Consider the following 13,310-nt stretch of genomic DNA (forward strand, 5'->3'; position numbering starts at 1 on the left):
GGCAGTTAATCTCCCCGCAAGGGCAAAAAGAGGGGCTATGAAACTGGGAGCAAACGATGACTGTCCAAAAAGAAGACTATCGAACCAACAGAGCCCACTACGCCATAGCTGCGATGCATAGCCGAGCGACCGCTGAGGGCGATCGTGACGAATTGGTGGCGAGGAAAAAGTCCCTGTGGGTAACAGATCGGCGATCTGCAAAATTGGCTGCAAACCCGTCCGAAAGCTCGCCAGAACCCAAGGCAAGAGCGCGCGGTAAGTGAAGCGTGCCAGCCTCTTGCCGCGCGTACTTCGTTCGCATGGTTCGATTACATTAGCTTGATCTAATATACTAACCAGCCAGTCGAGCATTCCCGAACGCTCGCTGGTCAGGCCCAGCGGCCGCCCCCCTAACCCAAGCTGCTGGGCCGCCCGCTAAGGAAGTGCGTTGTATCACTGATACGGTCGTCGGTGACCGCCTCCGTACCGCGGCCGTGATCGCAACCACGTCACCGATGCCAACGCCCCGCATCGTACCACTCAAACGAATGGCCTGGATGCGTTTAGTATCCATTCTCGGGAGACCCACGCCTGGGTGTCGCTTGGGAGACAAGTGACTCCCCTTTAAAGGCATCGAGATGCTACGAGCGCCGAAAAGTCAGTTCCTTAACCTAAAGATCGGGCGATTTGCCAGCGGGTTGTCGACCAGATAACCGCCGACGCTAAATGGTACAGCACTTCGATAGACGGTCAGATTCTGGCCTCGACCACGCTGAATCTCTTCAATCAGGGGTCGTAAACGAAACGAATTTGCTGGCACATGTTGGCGCGCGGCGCCACGACTTCACTAAACTGACAGGCTAGCTCCACCCGGGCGGAAACAGCGCGTTTCAGCAAATCGTGAATTGACCTGCATCCATGGAAGCCGGTTGGCGGCACGGCAGTTGGCTGAAGATCAAGAGCTACATGGTGGAAGAATATGACTTGCTCGGCGGGTGGACCGGCCGCTGCGATATTTGCTGTCGCGGCGGCCAACACACCCAAGTGGCCGGCTGCTGTCATGCGACCACAGAGCCGCCACGTCAGGATTGTGGAGCAATGAGTTGTCGAAAGATCCGCGCGCAAACTGTTCAACGAAGAGACCCGCGATAGTCGCGGGTTGGCTCCATTGGATGGCGTAGCCCGATACTCAGCCATTCGTCAGCCTCTGCAGGCGCTTCTCCGCTTTGTCTAGCGCAATGCGGCGCGCGATGACCTTTGCGCTGTCACCACGCTTGGTGTGCTGTTTATCGCCCGGCAGTCTCACCAGACGTTGACCAGGGCGCCCCTTATCCGTGGCGGTTTCGTATTCTCGCCGTTCCATACTCACACTCCCTTGCGCACAGCCGCGCAGAACGCGCTGGAAAAATGCGAAAGATTCCCGTGCGGCCATTGAAAATGACCTGATGCATCGTGAGCTTCCAAATCTATGCGCAACTGTTCCAACTCGCGAAGCGGCACCATCGCGGCCTCCAATGCGGCGGCGCGCGACAGCAGCACGGCTGCCGTATGTCGCGACGCTCCCGCAGACGTTTAGAAATGATGTCAATGGCAACCATAAGATCGCCGACCAACTTGCTCAGTTCGGCGGCACGCTGCCGTTTTCCCGTCGCCGAGTCGGGTTCATCACCAAGCAGGGCTGCAACGCTGGACGGAATGGACGGACCGCGCGCTTCGGCCAGTTCTTCACGCGGGCTCGCAAGCTCGCGATCGGCCAAACATTTTTGGGAGTTTAGGTCCTGAAGTTGCCGTTCGAGTTTTGCGAATTCCGGGTCGACATCGGTCAATTCGGGCATTACGAAAGGTCAGCTTTTGACATTTTACTGGTCTCCAAAAAGTTCATTGATGACGTCGACAAGCGCGGCGGCATTGATTTCGACAGATTTGCGATGGCGAGAGGCCTGCCAGTGACTTGGCGCGCCCGCGTTGAAGCGTCGGGTGTCGATCTGGTCGATCGGCACGACTTCCGGCCAACTATTGACTACGGTGATGATGGTCTTTGCTGCCCGTGCTTTCGCCTCTGGCGAGCCAGTTGCAGCGATCTCGGCCAGGACGTCTAGCTCTTCACCAGTTGTGGCAACACTGATAGCAAATGGCGCGCCATCAGGAACGCCTTCACGGCGCAGGGCGCGGTAATCGCGCACCGCGTCAACAACAGCACGCAAAGGCACGTCCAGCGCCGCGCCAAGCATGAGTGACGCCACGTCTTGCGGGCTGAGATCTGGAGATGTCCAAGGCGCACCGGGCGGCAGAACAGCGGCGTCCGTGAGTATGCGGGCTACCGCGCCCACGCGCCCTTCATCGAAGCCGATACGCCGCACAATGGCGGCTACGGCTTGTAGGCATATTTGATCCTTGAGTTTGGAAATTCGTGATTGCGATGGTTTAAAAAAAACACCGTCGCAGCCCTGAAGGCTGGACGGTGAGCGCACGCAGCCTGGCCGGAACGCGCGCAATAATTCCCGCCTCTGGTGCCAGATTGACGGGTTGCGCCTGACGATGACGAGGCGTAGGGCCCAAAGCGGGTGGGACGCCGAAGCGCCCCATTCGTTGCTGTTGCCCCTTTAGGTTTTTGGGGCCACGATTTGGCACACGTCCCTAAGCGGCCCTGATTCTCGGGTTGTCATTCGCCACCGCCAACTTCGCCCACTTGCCAGCCGCCAATAGCTCAGCGCCTCCGCGACGGTCTGCATATCCGCCTTTAGCGCCGAAAGCCTTGCCGACCTCAGCAATTGCCGCCTGCTAAGATGACCTCGATGACAGTATCGATATTGGCCGGTGGGGTGATCGGATCGGCAGTTCCAGCCAGCCGTACGTCTCCACGACTCCTGCCCAACTTAAGCTGGCCTAGTCCGCCTATTGCACCCAGAAAGAATGCGCCAGGTGCGATCTCTGGAGGATGGAAGCTGAAGCAAGTTGCCGACGTGAATACTGCGTCGGGATGTATCCACTCCTGCGATTTTATAGAGACACCTCGCGACACCGTATCCCAGTTGCCTGCTCGTGCCGGTTCCGGTTCGGCATCGCCGAGCCGCGGTTGGGCAGACGGCAGCGCTATGCAGGCATCCAACGAACGTGGATCTGGATTCTTCCCTCTTGGCCTGCCGTCCTTTCGGCTCCGGTCGACATGCAGTCCCGCGTCAGTGGGCAGGTTGTCGTTGGCGGCCTGCGGAAGGCGCTCTCGAACGATGAGCCACAATGCGGCGGCCCCCTTCCCGTCGTGCTTTTTCAGCCAATTCCAAGCTGGCCGACCGCCACGAAAACGAATCCGTACAGCGGTGCGCTTCTCCGCCGGGTTGGCCTTCAGGAAGGCGTCTGTTGCTTCTAGTATTTCCTTGCGGGTGGTCTTTGTCATGGGTGGTCATCCCAATTCGAGAAACCGGCCAGGCCGGGTAGTCCGTTTCCGCAATGCGCGGGACGGGTAGTCAGTCGTCATCCTTTAAATCTTCGGCTTCGTCCTTGAGCTTCTGCCAGTCAGCGCCGTGCTTCCGCAATAATGTGCGCGCCTGTTTGGCCGATAGGTCCGTGACTTCGGTAAGGTGCTCTACCTCAAGTTCTGCGCCCTTCTTAACGCGGCTATCGTCGCTCTTTTTCTTCACGGCCATATCTCCGCGCTCCTCGCCCATCGATCAGAGGCAACGAGCGCTAGTGAGCATTGTTCCGGACCTGTGGAACTATCTGCCCGCCGCATTGGTTTCTCCATTGAAAGGAGGACGATCATGCTAAAATTTTTACTTGGTCTTGGCGCGCTCATGCGGTGTTCCAAATCGGCCGAGACTTACAACGACAATCCTCCTAAGTCCCGCTTCAAGATGACCTGGTTTGACGACATTGCTGATAGCCGCCCTAAGAACTTTCTCATCAAGGGCGTCTCTCTCTCGATGTAAATAATCCCGGCCGTGTCGGCGTCACATTCTGGAATGTTGTCGACCACAACGCACCAGCGGAGGGCCTCACTGATATCTGCAGGTTCGTTGTCGGATCGCGGCTGTAACAGTTCGCGCTTGAACGTGTAGTGGTTCCCAGGCCACGTCTTCCGGCGCAACCATGATCGATCCGCCTGTCCTGGCCATATTGCCGTAGTGAAAACTGGCCAGCCTCTCTGCGTCGCCATTGTTGATAAGGTCGAGGAACCTTTCTGCTTCAGTGTGGGTGCGGTCATTCGGCGTCGGCTCCATGAGCGCGGCAACAGCGGCGCTGGCAATTTCGGCAACAAGAGAACGAGAAAACGTGACGACGCGCCCACCATGAGCGTTCGGCGCGAAAACGGCGAAGCCGCCATCGGGTCGCTTGGACACCTTCAGATTATAGATTTTCACGGCATCATTCAGTGCTACGTCGACGCGCGCAATGACGTTGCCGCAGCCTGGCGGCTCCGGTCGGGCATCAAGGATTTTCAAGGGGAGCGGTCCAGTCTTGGAGTGCCGCCGTTGGTCGGCGGTGTTTTTTGAAGAAACGCCGCGGCCCGTCAGTGTGCTCACTCTCGAGCGATGCGCATTGCTGTCATTTCAATCAATTCGCCAAGGAAGCGGATGCTGACTAAGCCCTGCGCTTCTCGATCTTTGTCTGTTCGGTCGATGGGCCACTCCTCTTGCAGTAGGTGCAAGCCGGTTGCGAACTTTTCCCTATTGAAGTCCGGAACATCCTCTATCAAGCGGATCAGAAGATGCTGCAGGAACGCCTTCTCGGTAGCCTTCCAAAGCATAAACATTTCGCAACAGTTTCGGCATTGTGGCTCATGCTGCCGCGCTCGCGGCGATATGCTTATCAATCCACTCTTCGACCTCGGCACGCATATATGCACTACGTCGTTCGGATAGCGAAACGGGCTTCGGGAACCCCCCGGCTTCGGCCATCAAAATCAATAGTGTACGAGAAAGAGACGTGGCTGCCGCCGCGTCTTTTGGTGCGATCAGGCGCGGTCGGTTGTCGTTTGCTGTCATCGGAATCCCCAGTGCAACCCGGCGCAAAAAGAGCGTGCGGAAAATCCAACGTGCGAAGGGGCACGTTCAAACTCTGAATCTTTAGAGAGGGATTCGGGTCGCCGTTAACTTAGGCGAGGTAAGCCAAGGTGAAGAACAATATGCGTTTTCGCCTGTAATGTCGATATGGTCAACGGGCTTTATTTTCACAATACTGTGCCAGTCTACCATCAAGCCGCGTCTTTTTTGCGACGCGGTGCCACGTCTGTATGCGGCTTCGGTCTTGTCCTTGAGCACATGAGCCAAGGCCGCCGCGGCTACATCGCGCGGGTAATCGGTCTATCGCCAGCCCAATCACGGAACGATGAGCGCAGACCATGCAAGGTCGCATCGCCCGCACCAGCGGCCCTAAGCGCCTTCGTCATCGCTGTGTCGCTGATTGGCCTTCCGTCGCGTCCACCTTCGAACACCAGATCGCTGGTCGACTGCTGCTGTGTAGCGCGGAGGATTGTCACGGCGCGCTCGGAAAGCGGAACCTCATGGTCGCGCGCAGCCTTCATCTTTGCGGCGGGTACCGTCCACAAGGCCGCATCAAGGTCGATCTCCGGCCACACTGCGCCGCGAACCTCACTGGAACGCGCTGCGGTCAATGCGGCGAACTCCACAGCCCTAGCTGACACGCCAGCGGCGGCTCGTAGGCGCTTGATGATGGCAGGCAGTTCCTTGTAGCCGACTGTTGCGTGATGGCCGCGCGTGAGCTTCTGTCGAGCCGGAAGCATATCCTTCAGGCCTCTCCGCCAGTCGGCAGGGTTGTCGCCGACATAAAAGCCGCCTCGCCTTCGCGTGATCCATTACTGCTGCAATGCACATGCGGAGGCGGTCAGCAGTCTCTGGTATCTTCTCCCAGATCGGCTTCAGCGTCTCGACCACGTCGTCGCGCGCGATCTCGGCGATCGGCCTCTTGTGCAGCGGCTTGGCATATTCACGCAACGTCATCGACCACTGCGCCTTGTGCTTCCCATTGCGGAAAGACTTCTCCTTCACCGCTATCTTCATCGGAAAGCGAGCCGGGAAAGTGTCTCGCTTGACGATTCGAAAGACCCGCTGTTTATAGCTTTTTCATCGGCTTCTTTCGTTATCGTTGGCGTCGGAATTGTCCTGCCTGCATGGTTGGCTTTTCATGTTGGCGGTTCGGGTTTGGTTGGCCTCGTGTTGCTGTCGTCCAGCGTGGCGGGTCTGGTGCTCGCACCGGTCGCCGCCATCTGGTCGATCGTCATGATGGAGCAAAGAACTGAGGTCTTTCAATTTGAACCTAATTCCCGCAGCCCCGACCGTGAGACCGCTCTTTTCGCGGACGCCGTAACCACATCTGAACAGGCGGAGCGTGTCGCCGCCTGTTCGCCCTCATCCGGCGAACAATTCCTTGTAACCGGTCGTCACCATCCAGTTCGCCCGATCGAGATGGCTTCGCGCAGTTTTCCGGGCCCGCTCCGGCTCTTGCACCGGATCGATGCCGAGGATGACCTGCGCCATCTCCTCATAGCTTGCCTCGTCGGCACCTGCATCCAGGAGCCTCAGGTAGGTCGTGAAGTGCTGACGGTCGTAGCTGGTCAGGCTGTCAGACCAGGGCACTTCTTCTTTAAGACCTGGTTTAACGTCTGGATATTTCATCATGACATCGGGCTCCGGAAGTAAGTGATCGAAGAGCGATTGTTCTTTTCGACAGCCTAACCAAGGATGGGAAACATCGTAGCTAAGACACCATCGCGATCATGACCCGCAAGCGCCCGCTCGAGGCGATATGCGCATCTTCTGACCGGTTCGACCCAGGTGAGGGATGAATTGCAAAAAGCTCAAGACCGTGCGGCGCGCACATCGGGTTTCGCATTGTTGGCCATCAAGGTCGTTTGTGACCACAGGATTAACAGGCAAAGCTTGTGCTTGAATTACCGTGATGCTCAGCATCGGTTCAACCACCTTATTCGAGTTCGTAGCGCCTGCCGAGGGCGCGCTGGCCGGGGCGCAGGTCAAATCGAAAGTCAAGAACCGAAGACTAGCTACCGCGTCCGTGAGGGCTTCGTGAGCTGCGCAAGGACGACCTTGGGGCTTCATGGGTGGCGCAAAGCATCTTTGGCCCTTCGTTTTGCCCGGCCGACAGCGCGCAGATCAACACGCCCACGACGGCGGATGCAGCGCTATGGTCCTCGGTGCCGACGAGCATCGCGATAGTCCTGCCGGGCTGTATTTGCTTTCAGCGGCGACCGCCACTATGAAGCGACGCTTCGCCGACTGTGTTTCACGCCGCCTGGAGAGTTTCATGACAGAAGAAGCCGCAAAAAACATTGACACCCTCATCGAGCTCACCGCCGATGTCGTCTCAGCCTATGTCTCCAACAATCCGGTCCCGGTGGGGGATCTCCCTGCCCTGATCGGCCAAGTGCACGCGGCGCTGAAAGGCACGGCCGCAGGCGTCACCGCACAAAAGCCGGTTGCGCTTACGCCTGCTGTCCCAATCAGGAAGTCGGTGACACCGGACTACATCATCTCCCTTGAAGACGGCAAGAAATTCAAATCACTAAAGCGCCATCTGTCGACCCACCATGGGCTGACGCCAGATGAATATCGCGCCAAATGGGGCCTGCCGGCGGATTATCCCATGGTCGCGCCGAACTACGCCGCGGCGCGCTCGACTTTGGCCAAGACGATGGGGCTCGGCCGCAAACCGAAAGCGCCGGAAGCGCCGGAGCCGGCAGTGGCGAAGCGGACCCGCAAGAAGGTCGCAGGTTAGAATTTCGGCAATCGAGGTTCGTTCTGGAGCGCGCAACTGCCGTCGGCATTTGCGCAGAATACGAGAAGGCGGGGACAGCCCGCCTTCAACTGCAAACATTCTCGTTTCACAAGAAGCGCGTCCGCTTGCAGCAATCTGCTGCGCCGAGCCCTATTCTCGCCCGCTCTTGTCGAGCGGCCGTCAGTACATCCGGACTTGCCGCGTCCTCCCGGCTCTTGCCGGGGGGCAGGAGAAAAATCAGCCAGCTTTGCTGAGGCTGCCAGCGGAGGATTTGCCAGTGCGGCGATCCTGTTCGATCTCATAGTTGATCTGAGGGTCGAGAGGCCCGCGCGTTCGACAGCGGAAATGTGGACGAAAACATCCTGACCGCCATTGTCGGGCTGGATAAATCCAAATCCCTTGGTGCTGTTGAACCACTTCACGGTTCCAGTTGCCATGTGCGTATTCCTTGTAAAGTTTGCAACACGTTCTGGTTCGGCGATCATGCCGGGCCGTTCATAGTATAACGCAGCAAATGCGAAAGACCGGAAGGCCCGGAGCGACACGCCGTGGTAAGCGCATCGTGCAGCCAGTGGACTGGCCGCGACCAAGCGGCAGTCGCAAAGGCAGACGAAACTAACGCATCACGTGGTGAACCTTGCAATGAGGAGTCGGGGGCCGGCACCTCGTACGATCGCCATCGTCAAGAGGAGTCGGAGCGTTAATCACTGCGGCCAGCGCGGATGCGATCGATCGGGCGTGCGTTTTGCTGGGATCAGTCCAAAGGTGAGTCAGGAACAACCGCCCAAGCGATCGACGACTTCCTGCTTGATTTGATGACCCTGGTGGTTGTTGTAGAAAACACCCGCAAGAGGCTCTACAATCCGGCGAGGCAGTTGGCGCGCGTGAGATTGACCAGGATCAGGCCGTTCTAGGCTGATTAGAGCGCCCACTCTCGCGAAGAAGGGGGCCGATCTGATCATCGACAAAATCGAGCGCAGCAAAGCTGACCTGTATCCTGTGGGTGATCGCTGCTGCGATTCCTCATTCACCACCCAGCGTCTGGATCAACGACAACGAGGGCTGCGGAACAAGCCTGGTCAGCGCCACCTCTTGCGACTTCTCAACCCACACTAAGGGTTGATCGGTGGAGGAAAGCCGATGCGATGTGCACCAAGTGTAGCTTTGGGATTGCCGACCGCTTGCGGAGCGCAATCCGTGCCCGGCCACCCATGACATCCGGCATGCGGACCATCAGCAGCATAATCAGTCGCAGGTGACCGATTCAAAAAATGCATTGGACGGGTCCGATTTACACGGGAACATGCGAGCATGGACAAGGGTGGCGGCCATCTTCATTGCATTTTGAATATTTTGCGGCTTCGCGATGGGCCTAATAAAGGCGACTGCGTGGGCGATATTGTCGTTATGGCGGTCATGCTGACAGCAGGACAAGAGATCGGGAGCGTGGGCCCCGGCCTCAGCGGTTAGCCGCTTCAGTCGTGGCTTGGACGACAGCAACGTCTTGGAAAACCGTTGGAGAATGCGTGGGGGCGGGTGGACGAAAGCGTGCGATCGGCCTAGACGACATTCGCAACTCTCCTGAGTCTGCCGAGAGCCTATGAGGCAGCAGCGACCCTTTGTCGTCGAGATCAAACAGAAGCGTTGGCTCGTGAAGCGGCCACACTCAATCTGGGCCGGCATCGACTTGGCCGCCATCACGAACGATATCGCGGAAGCGAGACTGAAGGTCCGATCGCTGAAGCGCCGATTGTTCCTTGCGAAGATATCCGTTCTCGGCCCATGGCCGCCGTTGGTGAAGCAGTACCCGACGCCAAGGACGTGATCATGCCCGACGTATCGCTTCCTAAGCCGCCGACGGTTGAGGAAGCGCCGGTTCCGAAGGCATCGAACGCACCGACTGGAGGCAGACGGACCCGCAAGAAGAAGCGGTGGCAGAAAGATGTTGCTTTGCCGCGAGATGAACGATGGAAGCGGCGCCTGCCATGGGTGCTCCGCCAGCGCCGGGCTGTGCCGTAGGTCAACTGCGCCAGGATTGAAGCTGCCCTTGTCGAACTGTCCATGACAGGTCGGCAGTGCACCCAAATAACTAAGAGGCTTGAACCGTACTGTAGGGGTTGCCTATCAGACGCCCTCGGATTTAGGGGCGAGAATGAAATCGAAAACGGGCTCAGGCTGGCCAGGCATCGGCTCTCGCAAAACAGCCGGGAAAGTTGTGGCCGCTTCGGCGTGTACCGCGAGCGCGGCAGGTGTCATTCCGAGTGCGGCCTCAAAGGGCCGGCTCGGCAGAGGCGCCACCCGACGAAAAAGCGCTGCAGCTCTCGCCGCATGGCGCGCGGCAGCGACCGGCTTTCCCTCGCGGATCTTCACCCCGGCCGCCGCCAACAGGATCAATCCCTTGAACAAAAGGCGATGCTGAGTGCTTTGTTTCGCAGCGTGCCAAAGAGGCTCCCAAGCCTCATGGGCTTCCCAGTAATAACCGTGATTGAACAGGTCGATACCCCATCGGAACCCGTTTGAGCTGAGTGATTCCTCGACGGCAACAACGGTCATCGGGTCGCTTTGGTAACTGTGACCCAGCGGGTCGCGAACCGGATGCGGATGTTTGCCAGGCAGGTATGCGTAGCCCGGGAAATTCTTTTCGGGTAGCAAGCGACGACGTGACATAGACCCCAGCAATCATGAAAGCACGTCGATGACAATCATGTCATATGGAATCTGATGGACACCGCTGCATTGGCTGCTGGGTCCTTCCATCCCTGAGATTTCAGCCTCCGCCGTACACGCACGACGCCGGACGTCTTCGGTGGCAGACGCCGATAGCGCTTGACCGTCTTGAAGCCCGACTACTCGCGCACCGAAGACTGACGCTGCTTCTGCGAGCAGCAAGCCCGGTCGCAAGGCCGAAGGCGACGCCAGGGTAGTTCGGATCGATCTCTGCCCGGAGCCAGTCGCGCCGGCGTTCAACGTGAGCAGTTTGATGACGGGAACGAAGCTGGGTCTCACTGCGGAGCGGCTGCTGCTGGCGGGGATTCGCGCGCTGGTGCCTCATCGCCGCCGCGCCATCTGCTTAGCCCGCAAGCTAGGAAGCGGCGCTCAGCCGGCTAGAACGGGCGAAGTGACCAGAGCTCCGAAGCTGACGCAAGCGTACGGTCGGCAGCAAGTGGCATATGGACGAGACGTACATCAAGGTCCGCGGCCAATGGATGTATCGGCTTCATCAAGCTCTACACGCTGCGACTGCTCCCGGGCGCCCCGGCCCATCGCAAGTAGCGGAAACGGAAAGCGCCCGCCCAGGGGGGCGGGGCGCTGTTCCGTATGGGTTTTCTGGATCAAACGAAGGTGAAGTCCGACGCGGTCAGGCCTAGGTCGGCCACGGTGACCACACCGCCCAGGTGGACGAACTCATGCGCGCTGTTGTCGGCGGTGACATAGGCCAGAGTTGCGACTCTGTCGCTGTAGCTGCTTTGGTAGACAATGATGTCGCCGGCGTGCTCGCCGGAGATCGCACTCGCGGCTTCAGAAGCAGAGTTGAAAGATTCGCCAGTGATCACCACGACGTGTTCGCCGTTCGCACCCGAGGCCGCACCACTGTAGAAGCTGCTCACCGGGTAGCCGGACTGTATGCTGGCGTTGTTGACGAAGTTCGCGCCAAAACCGTCGTTGTAGAGGCCCACCGCATCGAAGGCGAACTTGTCCTCCGCCGGGTTGAAATCGGTGATAGTGGAAATGTCCGACTTCGACCCGACAACCCCAGGCACCGGATTGTGGAACTGGAACACGAACGTGTCACTGTCGGTGCCCCCGGTCAACGTATCCTGGCCGTCACCCACGTAGAGGACATCCTGGCCGGGACCGCCGCTGAGCCTGTCATTGTCCTCACCGGAGATGCGCGCGTTGAAGCGGCCGTTGTCGCCGGAGAGATCGTCCCAGCCATCTCCGCCGAAGATGCGGTCGTTACCCTCGCCGCCGATGACTCGGTCACTGCCCGCGCCACCCGAGATCTCGTCGTTGCCGCCACGACCGTCAATCCAGTCATTGCCCCCGAAACCCTCCATCCAATCTTCAAGCTCGGTGCCGAGGAGTGTTTCGGAACCCGGGCCACCCTCGATAATGTTTGCCATCGAAAATACTCCTAATGATGCACCCTGCCTGGCGCGTTCATATTCCTCATCGGATAATTAGAGAAATCGATTGCTTGGATAGACACACATTTACGAAATGGATGCACTCACGTTCACTTCCTTCTGCTGAGCAGTTGCGGGGGCATCGTAAACTTAAAGAGCGCGAGGCGGTCGTAGCCCGCTTGCCCCACGGCGGTTCAAGCCCGCGCGATTTTTGCCCAGAGGTTCATTGCCTCTGAACGCAGTTCGCGATGATGGCTGGAGGAGATTTCGTGGCGGGGGATGTGGAACAGGTTGGCAATCGGATCATGAATTGAGACGAAGCGCTGCAAATGGCGTTGTGACTTGAAGCGTTTCATGATCCGTTCCCGTCGCCGGACTGGCTGATGGGAATTCTCCGCCCGATTGTTCAAGCCTTGATGCGAACGGTGATCGACGCCCGGCATGATCTCTCGCTTTGCAGCGTCGTAAGACCGAAGCTTGTCGGTGATCATCACGCGCGGCGCGCGGCCTTGGCCCTTCAACAGCTTGCGCATCAGACGCTTGGCCGCCTTGGCATTGCGACGACTTTGCACCAGAACTTCCAGGACGAAACCGTCCTGATCGACGGCGCGCCAGAGCCAGTGCTTCTTGCCGCGGATCGAAACGACGGCCTCGTCGAGATGCCACTTGTCACCCAGCCGACCCGCTGAGCGGCGGCGGATCTCGCTGGCAAAGGTCCGCCCGAATTTCTCTGCCCAAAGCCGGACTGTCTGATGCGAGACAATAATCCCTCGTGCCGCCAGCAAGTCCTCGACCATTCGCAAACTGAGAGGAAAACGGAAATAGAGCCAGATAGCATGGGCGATGATCTCGGCGGGGAAGCGATGGCGGCGGTAGAGTGGGTCACGCTCTGTCATTGCCCGTCATCGCACATCGGTATCCACGCTTCGTTAAGTTGACGATGCCCCCCTTGCTCCCCGATAAGATGGGCAAGATTGGGTTTGAGATCGGCCAATCTGGCCAGCACCTCTTGGGCATCGCCTTCACGGACTGCCCAATGCGTGCGGTAGAGCTGGAACCGGTCCGCGCCGAACACCGACCCGGCCATCTCAATGTCGTCGAAACCCACCTCGCCGAAATCGACCAATGTCTCGAAAGTGGTGGAGACCTCTCTTCGCCCTGGCGTGGTGTCGGAGATCCGACCGTACTTGATGAGCATGGAGACGGCGTCTCCGGCCGACTTGATCTCACTGCACAGAAAAGTCGGCAACTTTTCGAGAAAGGCGATCGCAGTGGAATCGAGGCTTTCAAGCCGCTTCTCGGTGTCAGGCGGCGTGTATTCGAACATGCGCCCTCGCCCGATGGTGACGACATCGACGTTCCCCTCGACATATTCCCAGTTGCCAAAAGAGATGTAATTGAAGTTCTCCGTCATGAGTCCCATTCCGTTCGCCAAGCGCATTCTCTAAAGACGCC

Annotated in this window: 19 protein-coding genes and 2 pseudogenes; 3 read left to right on the forward strand and 18 right to left on the reverse strand. The window is 58.6% G+C overall.

Going from position 1 to position 13,310, the window contains the following annotated elements; translation table 11 throughout:
- Positions 1-765: 765 nt before the first annotated feature.
- The 13 genes from NKJ40_RS22960 to NKJ40_RS23020 all read right to left on the reverse strand — a co-directional run bounded on the left by NKJ40_RS22960 (position 766) and on the right by NKJ40_RS23020 (position 6,611).
- Positions 766-1,041, reverse strand: coding sequence for a hypothetical protein (locus tag NKJ40_RS22960; RefSeq protein ID WP_156948355.1), 276 nt, complete (start codon positions 1,039-1,041; stop codon positions 766-768).
- Entirely contained in the window at positions 935-1,153 is a 219-nt protein-coding gene (locus NKJ40_RS22965) for an HK97 family phage prohead protease (protein WP_084643140.1), read from the reverse strand. Before NKJ40_RS22965 ends, NKJ40_RS22960 begins: the two co-directional genes overlap by 107 nt.
- 15 nt (positions 1,154-1,168) lie before the next feature.
- A complete protein-coding gene (locus NKJ40_RS22970) occupies positions 1,169-1,411 on the reverse strand; it encodes a hypothetical protein (protein ID WP_023722868.1) in 243 nt (80 codons plus the stop codon).
- Positions 1,412-1,445: 34 nt separating this feature from the next.
- Positions 1,446-1,814, reverse strand: a complete 369-nt coding sequence (locus NKJ40_RS22975; protein ID WP_156948351.1) for a hypothetical protein — start codon at positions 1,812-1,814, stop codon at positions 1,446-1,448.
- Between the two features lie 24 nt (positions 1,815-1,838).
- Complete coding sequence (locus NKJ40_RS22980; protein WP_352468039.1) at positions 1,839-2,450, reverse strand: hypothetical protein; 612 nt, start codon at positions 2,448-2,450, stop codon at positions 1,839-1,841.
- Between the two features lie 293 nt (positions 2,451-2,743).
- Positions 2,744-3,373 (reverse strand): hypothetical protein, encoded by a 630-nt coding sequence (locus NKJ40_RS22985; RefSeq protein WP_023722865.1) that lies wholly within the window; start codon positions 3,371-3,373, stop codon positions 2,744-2,746.
- A gap of 70 nt (positions 3,374-3,443) precedes the next feature.
- On the reverse strand, positions 3,444-3,623 hold the full coding sequence (locus NKJ40_RS22990) for a hypothetical protein (protein ID WP_031195317.1): 180 nt from the start codon (positions 3,621-3,623) through the stop codon (positions 3,444-3,446).
- A gap of 348 nt (positions 3,624-3,971) precedes the next feature.
- Entirely contained in the window at positions 3,972-4,418 is a 447-nt protein-coding gene (locus NKJ40_RS22995; protein ID WP_156948347.1) for a hypothetical protein, read from the reverse strand.
- 77 nt (positions 4,419-4,495) lie between these two features.
- Positions 4,496-4,723 (reverse strand): hypothetical protein, encoded by a 228-nt coding sequence (locus tag NKJ40_RS23000; RefSeq protein ID WP_156948345.1) that lies wholly within the window; start codon positions 4,721-4,723, stop codon positions 4,496-4,498.
- Positions 4,724-4,754: 31 nt separating this feature from the next.
- On the reverse strand, positions 4,755-4,961 hold the full coding sequence (locus NKJ40_RS23005) for a helix-turn-helix transcriptional regulator (RefSeq protein WP_084643138.1): 207 nt from the start codon (positions 4,959-4,961) through the stop codon (positions 4,755-4,757).
- 296 nt (positions 4,962-5,257) lie between these two features.
- Entirely contained in the window at positions 5,258-5,719 is a 462-nt protein-coding gene (locus NKJ40_RS23010) for a tyrosine-type recombinase/integrase (protein ID WP_051409784.1), read from the reverse strand.
- Entirely contained in the window at positions 5,610-5,996 is a 387-nt protein-coding gene (locus tag NKJ40_RS23015; RefSeq protein ID WP_023722859.1) for a phage integrase central domain-containing protein, read from the reverse strand. Before NKJ40_RS23015 ends, NKJ40_RS23010 begins: the two co-directional genes overlap by 110 nt.
- A gap of 348 nt (positions 5,997-6,344) precedes the next feature.
- Entirely contained in the window at positions 6,345-6,611 is a 267-nt protein-coding gene (locus tag NKJ40_RS23020) for a DNA -binding domain-containing protein (RefSeq protein WP_352468050.1), read from the reverse strand.
- Between the two features lie 646 nt (positions 6,612-7,257).
- Here NKJ40_RS23020 and NKJ40_RS23025 point away from each other — a divergent pair.
- Entirely contained in the window at positions 7,258-7,728 is a 471-nt protein-coding gene (locus tag NKJ40_RS23025) for a Ros/MucR family transcriptional regulator (protein ID WP_031195311.1), read from the forward strand.
- A gap of 237 nt (positions 7,729-7,965) precedes the next feature.
- On the opposite strand, the pseudogene NKJ40_RS23030 reads toward NKJ40_RS23025, so the two are convergent.
- Positions 7,966-8,165 (reverse strand): annotated as a pseudogene (locus NKJ40_RS23030) (cold-shock protein).
- An 874-nt stretch (positions 8,166-9,039) separates the two neighbouring features.
- Here NKJ40_RS23030 and NKJ40_RS23035 point away from each other — a divergent pair.
- On the forward strand, positions 9,040-9,198 hold the full coding sequence (locus NKJ40_RS23035; protein ID WP_023722855.1) for a hypothetical protein: 159 nt from the start codon (positions 9,040-9,042) through the stop codon (positions 9,196-9,198).
- A gap of 654 nt (positions 9,199-9,852) precedes the next feature.
- Here NKJ40_RS23035 and NKJ40_RS23040 read toward each other — a convergent pair.
- Positions 9,853-10,281, reverse strand: a complete 429-nt coding sequence (locus NKJ40_RS23040; protein WP_031195309.1) for a DUF309 domain-containing protein — start codon at positions 10,279-10,281, stop codon at positions 9,853-9,855.
- A gap of 587 nt (positions 10,282-10,868) precedes the next feature.
- On the opposite strand from NKJ40_RS23040, the pseudogene NKJ40_RS23045 reads away from it, so the two are divergent.
- Positions 10,869-10,958: pseudogene (locus NKJ40_RS23045) on the forward strand (IS6 family transposase); the annotation flags it as partial.
- Positions 10,959-11,060: 102 nt separating this feature from the next.
- On the opposite strand, the gene NKJ40_RS23050 reads toward NKJ40_RS23045, so the two are convergent.
- The 3 genes from NKJ40_RS23050 to NKJ40_RS23060 all read right to left on the reverse strand — a co-directional run bounded on the left by NKJ40_RS23050 (position 11,061) and on the right by NKJ40_RS23060 (position 13,269).
- The gene (locus NKJ40_RS23050) at positions 11,061-11,852 is read right to left on the reverse strand and encodes a calcium-binding protein (RefSeq protein WP_352468040.1); all 792 of its coding nucleotides are present in this window, start codon (positions 11,850-11,852) and stop codon (positions 11,061-11,063) included.
- Between the two features lie 197 nt (positions 11,853-12,049).
- Positions 12,050-12,751, reverse strand: a complete 702-nt coding sequence (locus NKJ40_RS23055) for an IS6 family transposase (RefSeq protein ID WP_023722851.1) — start codon at positions 12,749-12,751, stop codon at positions 12,050-12,052.
- Complete coding sequence (locus NKJ40_RS23060) at positions 12,748-13,269, reverse strand: hypothetical protein (protein WP_352468041.1); 522 nt, start codon at positions 13,267-13,269, stop codon at positions 12,748-12,750. Before NKJ40_RS23060 ends, NKJ40_RS23055 begins: the two co-directional genes overlap by 4 nt.
- Between the last annotated feature and the right edge of the window lie 41 nt (positions 13,270-13,310).

Source organism: Mesorhizobium sp. M0119 (genome assembly GCF_040322615.1).
Lineage (GTDB): Bacteria > Pseudomonadota > Alphaproteobacteria > Rhizobiales > Rhizobiaceae > Mesorhizobium.

Excerpts from the sequence above, each read along its gene's own strand:
- NKJ40_RS22960 (WP_156948355.1), bottom strand. The coding sequence starts at position 1,041 with ATGACAGCAGCCGGCCACTTGGGTGTGTTGGCCGCCGCGACAGCAAAT.
- NKJ40_RS22970 (WP_023722868.1), bottom strand. The coding sequence starts at position 1,411 with ATGGCCGCACGGGAATCTTTCGCATTTTTCCAGCGCGTTCTGCGCGGC.
- NKJ40_RS22975 (WP_156948351.1), bottom strand. The coding sequence starts at position 1,814 with ATGCCCGAATTGACCGATGTCGACCCGGAATTCGCAAAACTCGAACGG.
- NKJ40_RS22985 (WP_023722865.1), bottom strand. The coding sequence starts at position 3,373 with ATGACAAAGACCACCCGCAAGGAAATACTAGAAGCAACAGACGCCTTC.
- NKJ40_RS22990 (WP_031195317.1), bottom strand. The coding sequence starts at position 3,623 with ATGGCCGTGAAGAAAAAGAGCGACGATAGCCGCGTTAAGAAGGGCGCA.
- NKJ40_RS23000 (WP_156948345.1), bottom strand. The coding sequence starts at position 4,723 with ATGCTTTGGAAGGCTACCGAGAAGGCGTTCCTGCAGCATCTTCTGATC.
- NKJ40_RS23005 (WP_084643138.1), bottom strand. The coding sequence starts at position 4,961 with ATGACAGCAAACGACAACCGACCGCGCCTGATCGCACCAAAAGACGCG.
- NKJ40_RS23010 (WP_051409784.1), bottom strand. The coding sequence starts at position 5,719 with ATGCTTCCGGCTCGACAGAAGCTCACGCGCGGCCATCACGCAACAGTC.
- NKJ40_RS23015 (WP_023722859.1), bottom strand. The coding sequence starts at position 5,996 with ATGAAGATAGCGGTGAAGGAGAAGTCTTTCCGCAATGGGAAGCACAAG.
- NKJ40_RS23020 (WP_352468050.1), bottom strand. The coding sequence starts at position 6,611 with ATGAAATATCCAGACGTTAAACCAGGTCTTAAAGAAGAAGTGCCCTGG.
- NKJ40_RS23025 (WP_031195311.1), top strand. The coding sequence starts at position 7,258 with ATGACAGAAGAAGCCGCAAAAAACATTGACACCCTCATCGAGCTCACC.
- NKJ40_RS23035 (WP_023722855.1), top strand. The coding sequence starts at position 9,040 with ATGGACAAGGGTGGCGGCCATCTTCATTGCATTTTGAATATTTTGCGG.
- NKJ40_RS23040 (WP_031195309.1), bottom strand. The coding sequence starts at position 10,281 with ATGACCGTTGTTGCCGTCGAGGAATCACTCAGCTCAAACGGGTTCCGA.
- NKJ40_RS23050 (WP_352468040.1), bottom strand. The coding sequence starts at position 11,852 with ATGGCAAACATTATCGAGGGTGGCCCGGGTTCCGAAACACTCCTCGGC.
- NKJ40_RS23055 (WP_023722851.1), bottom strand. The coding sequence starts at position 12,751 with ATGACAGAGCGTGACCCACTCTACCGCCGCCATCGCTTCCCCGCCGAG.
- NKJ40_RS23060 (WP_352468041.1), bottom strand. The coding sequence starts at position 13,269 with ATGACGGAGAACTTCAATTACATCTCTTTTGGCAACTGGGAATATGTC.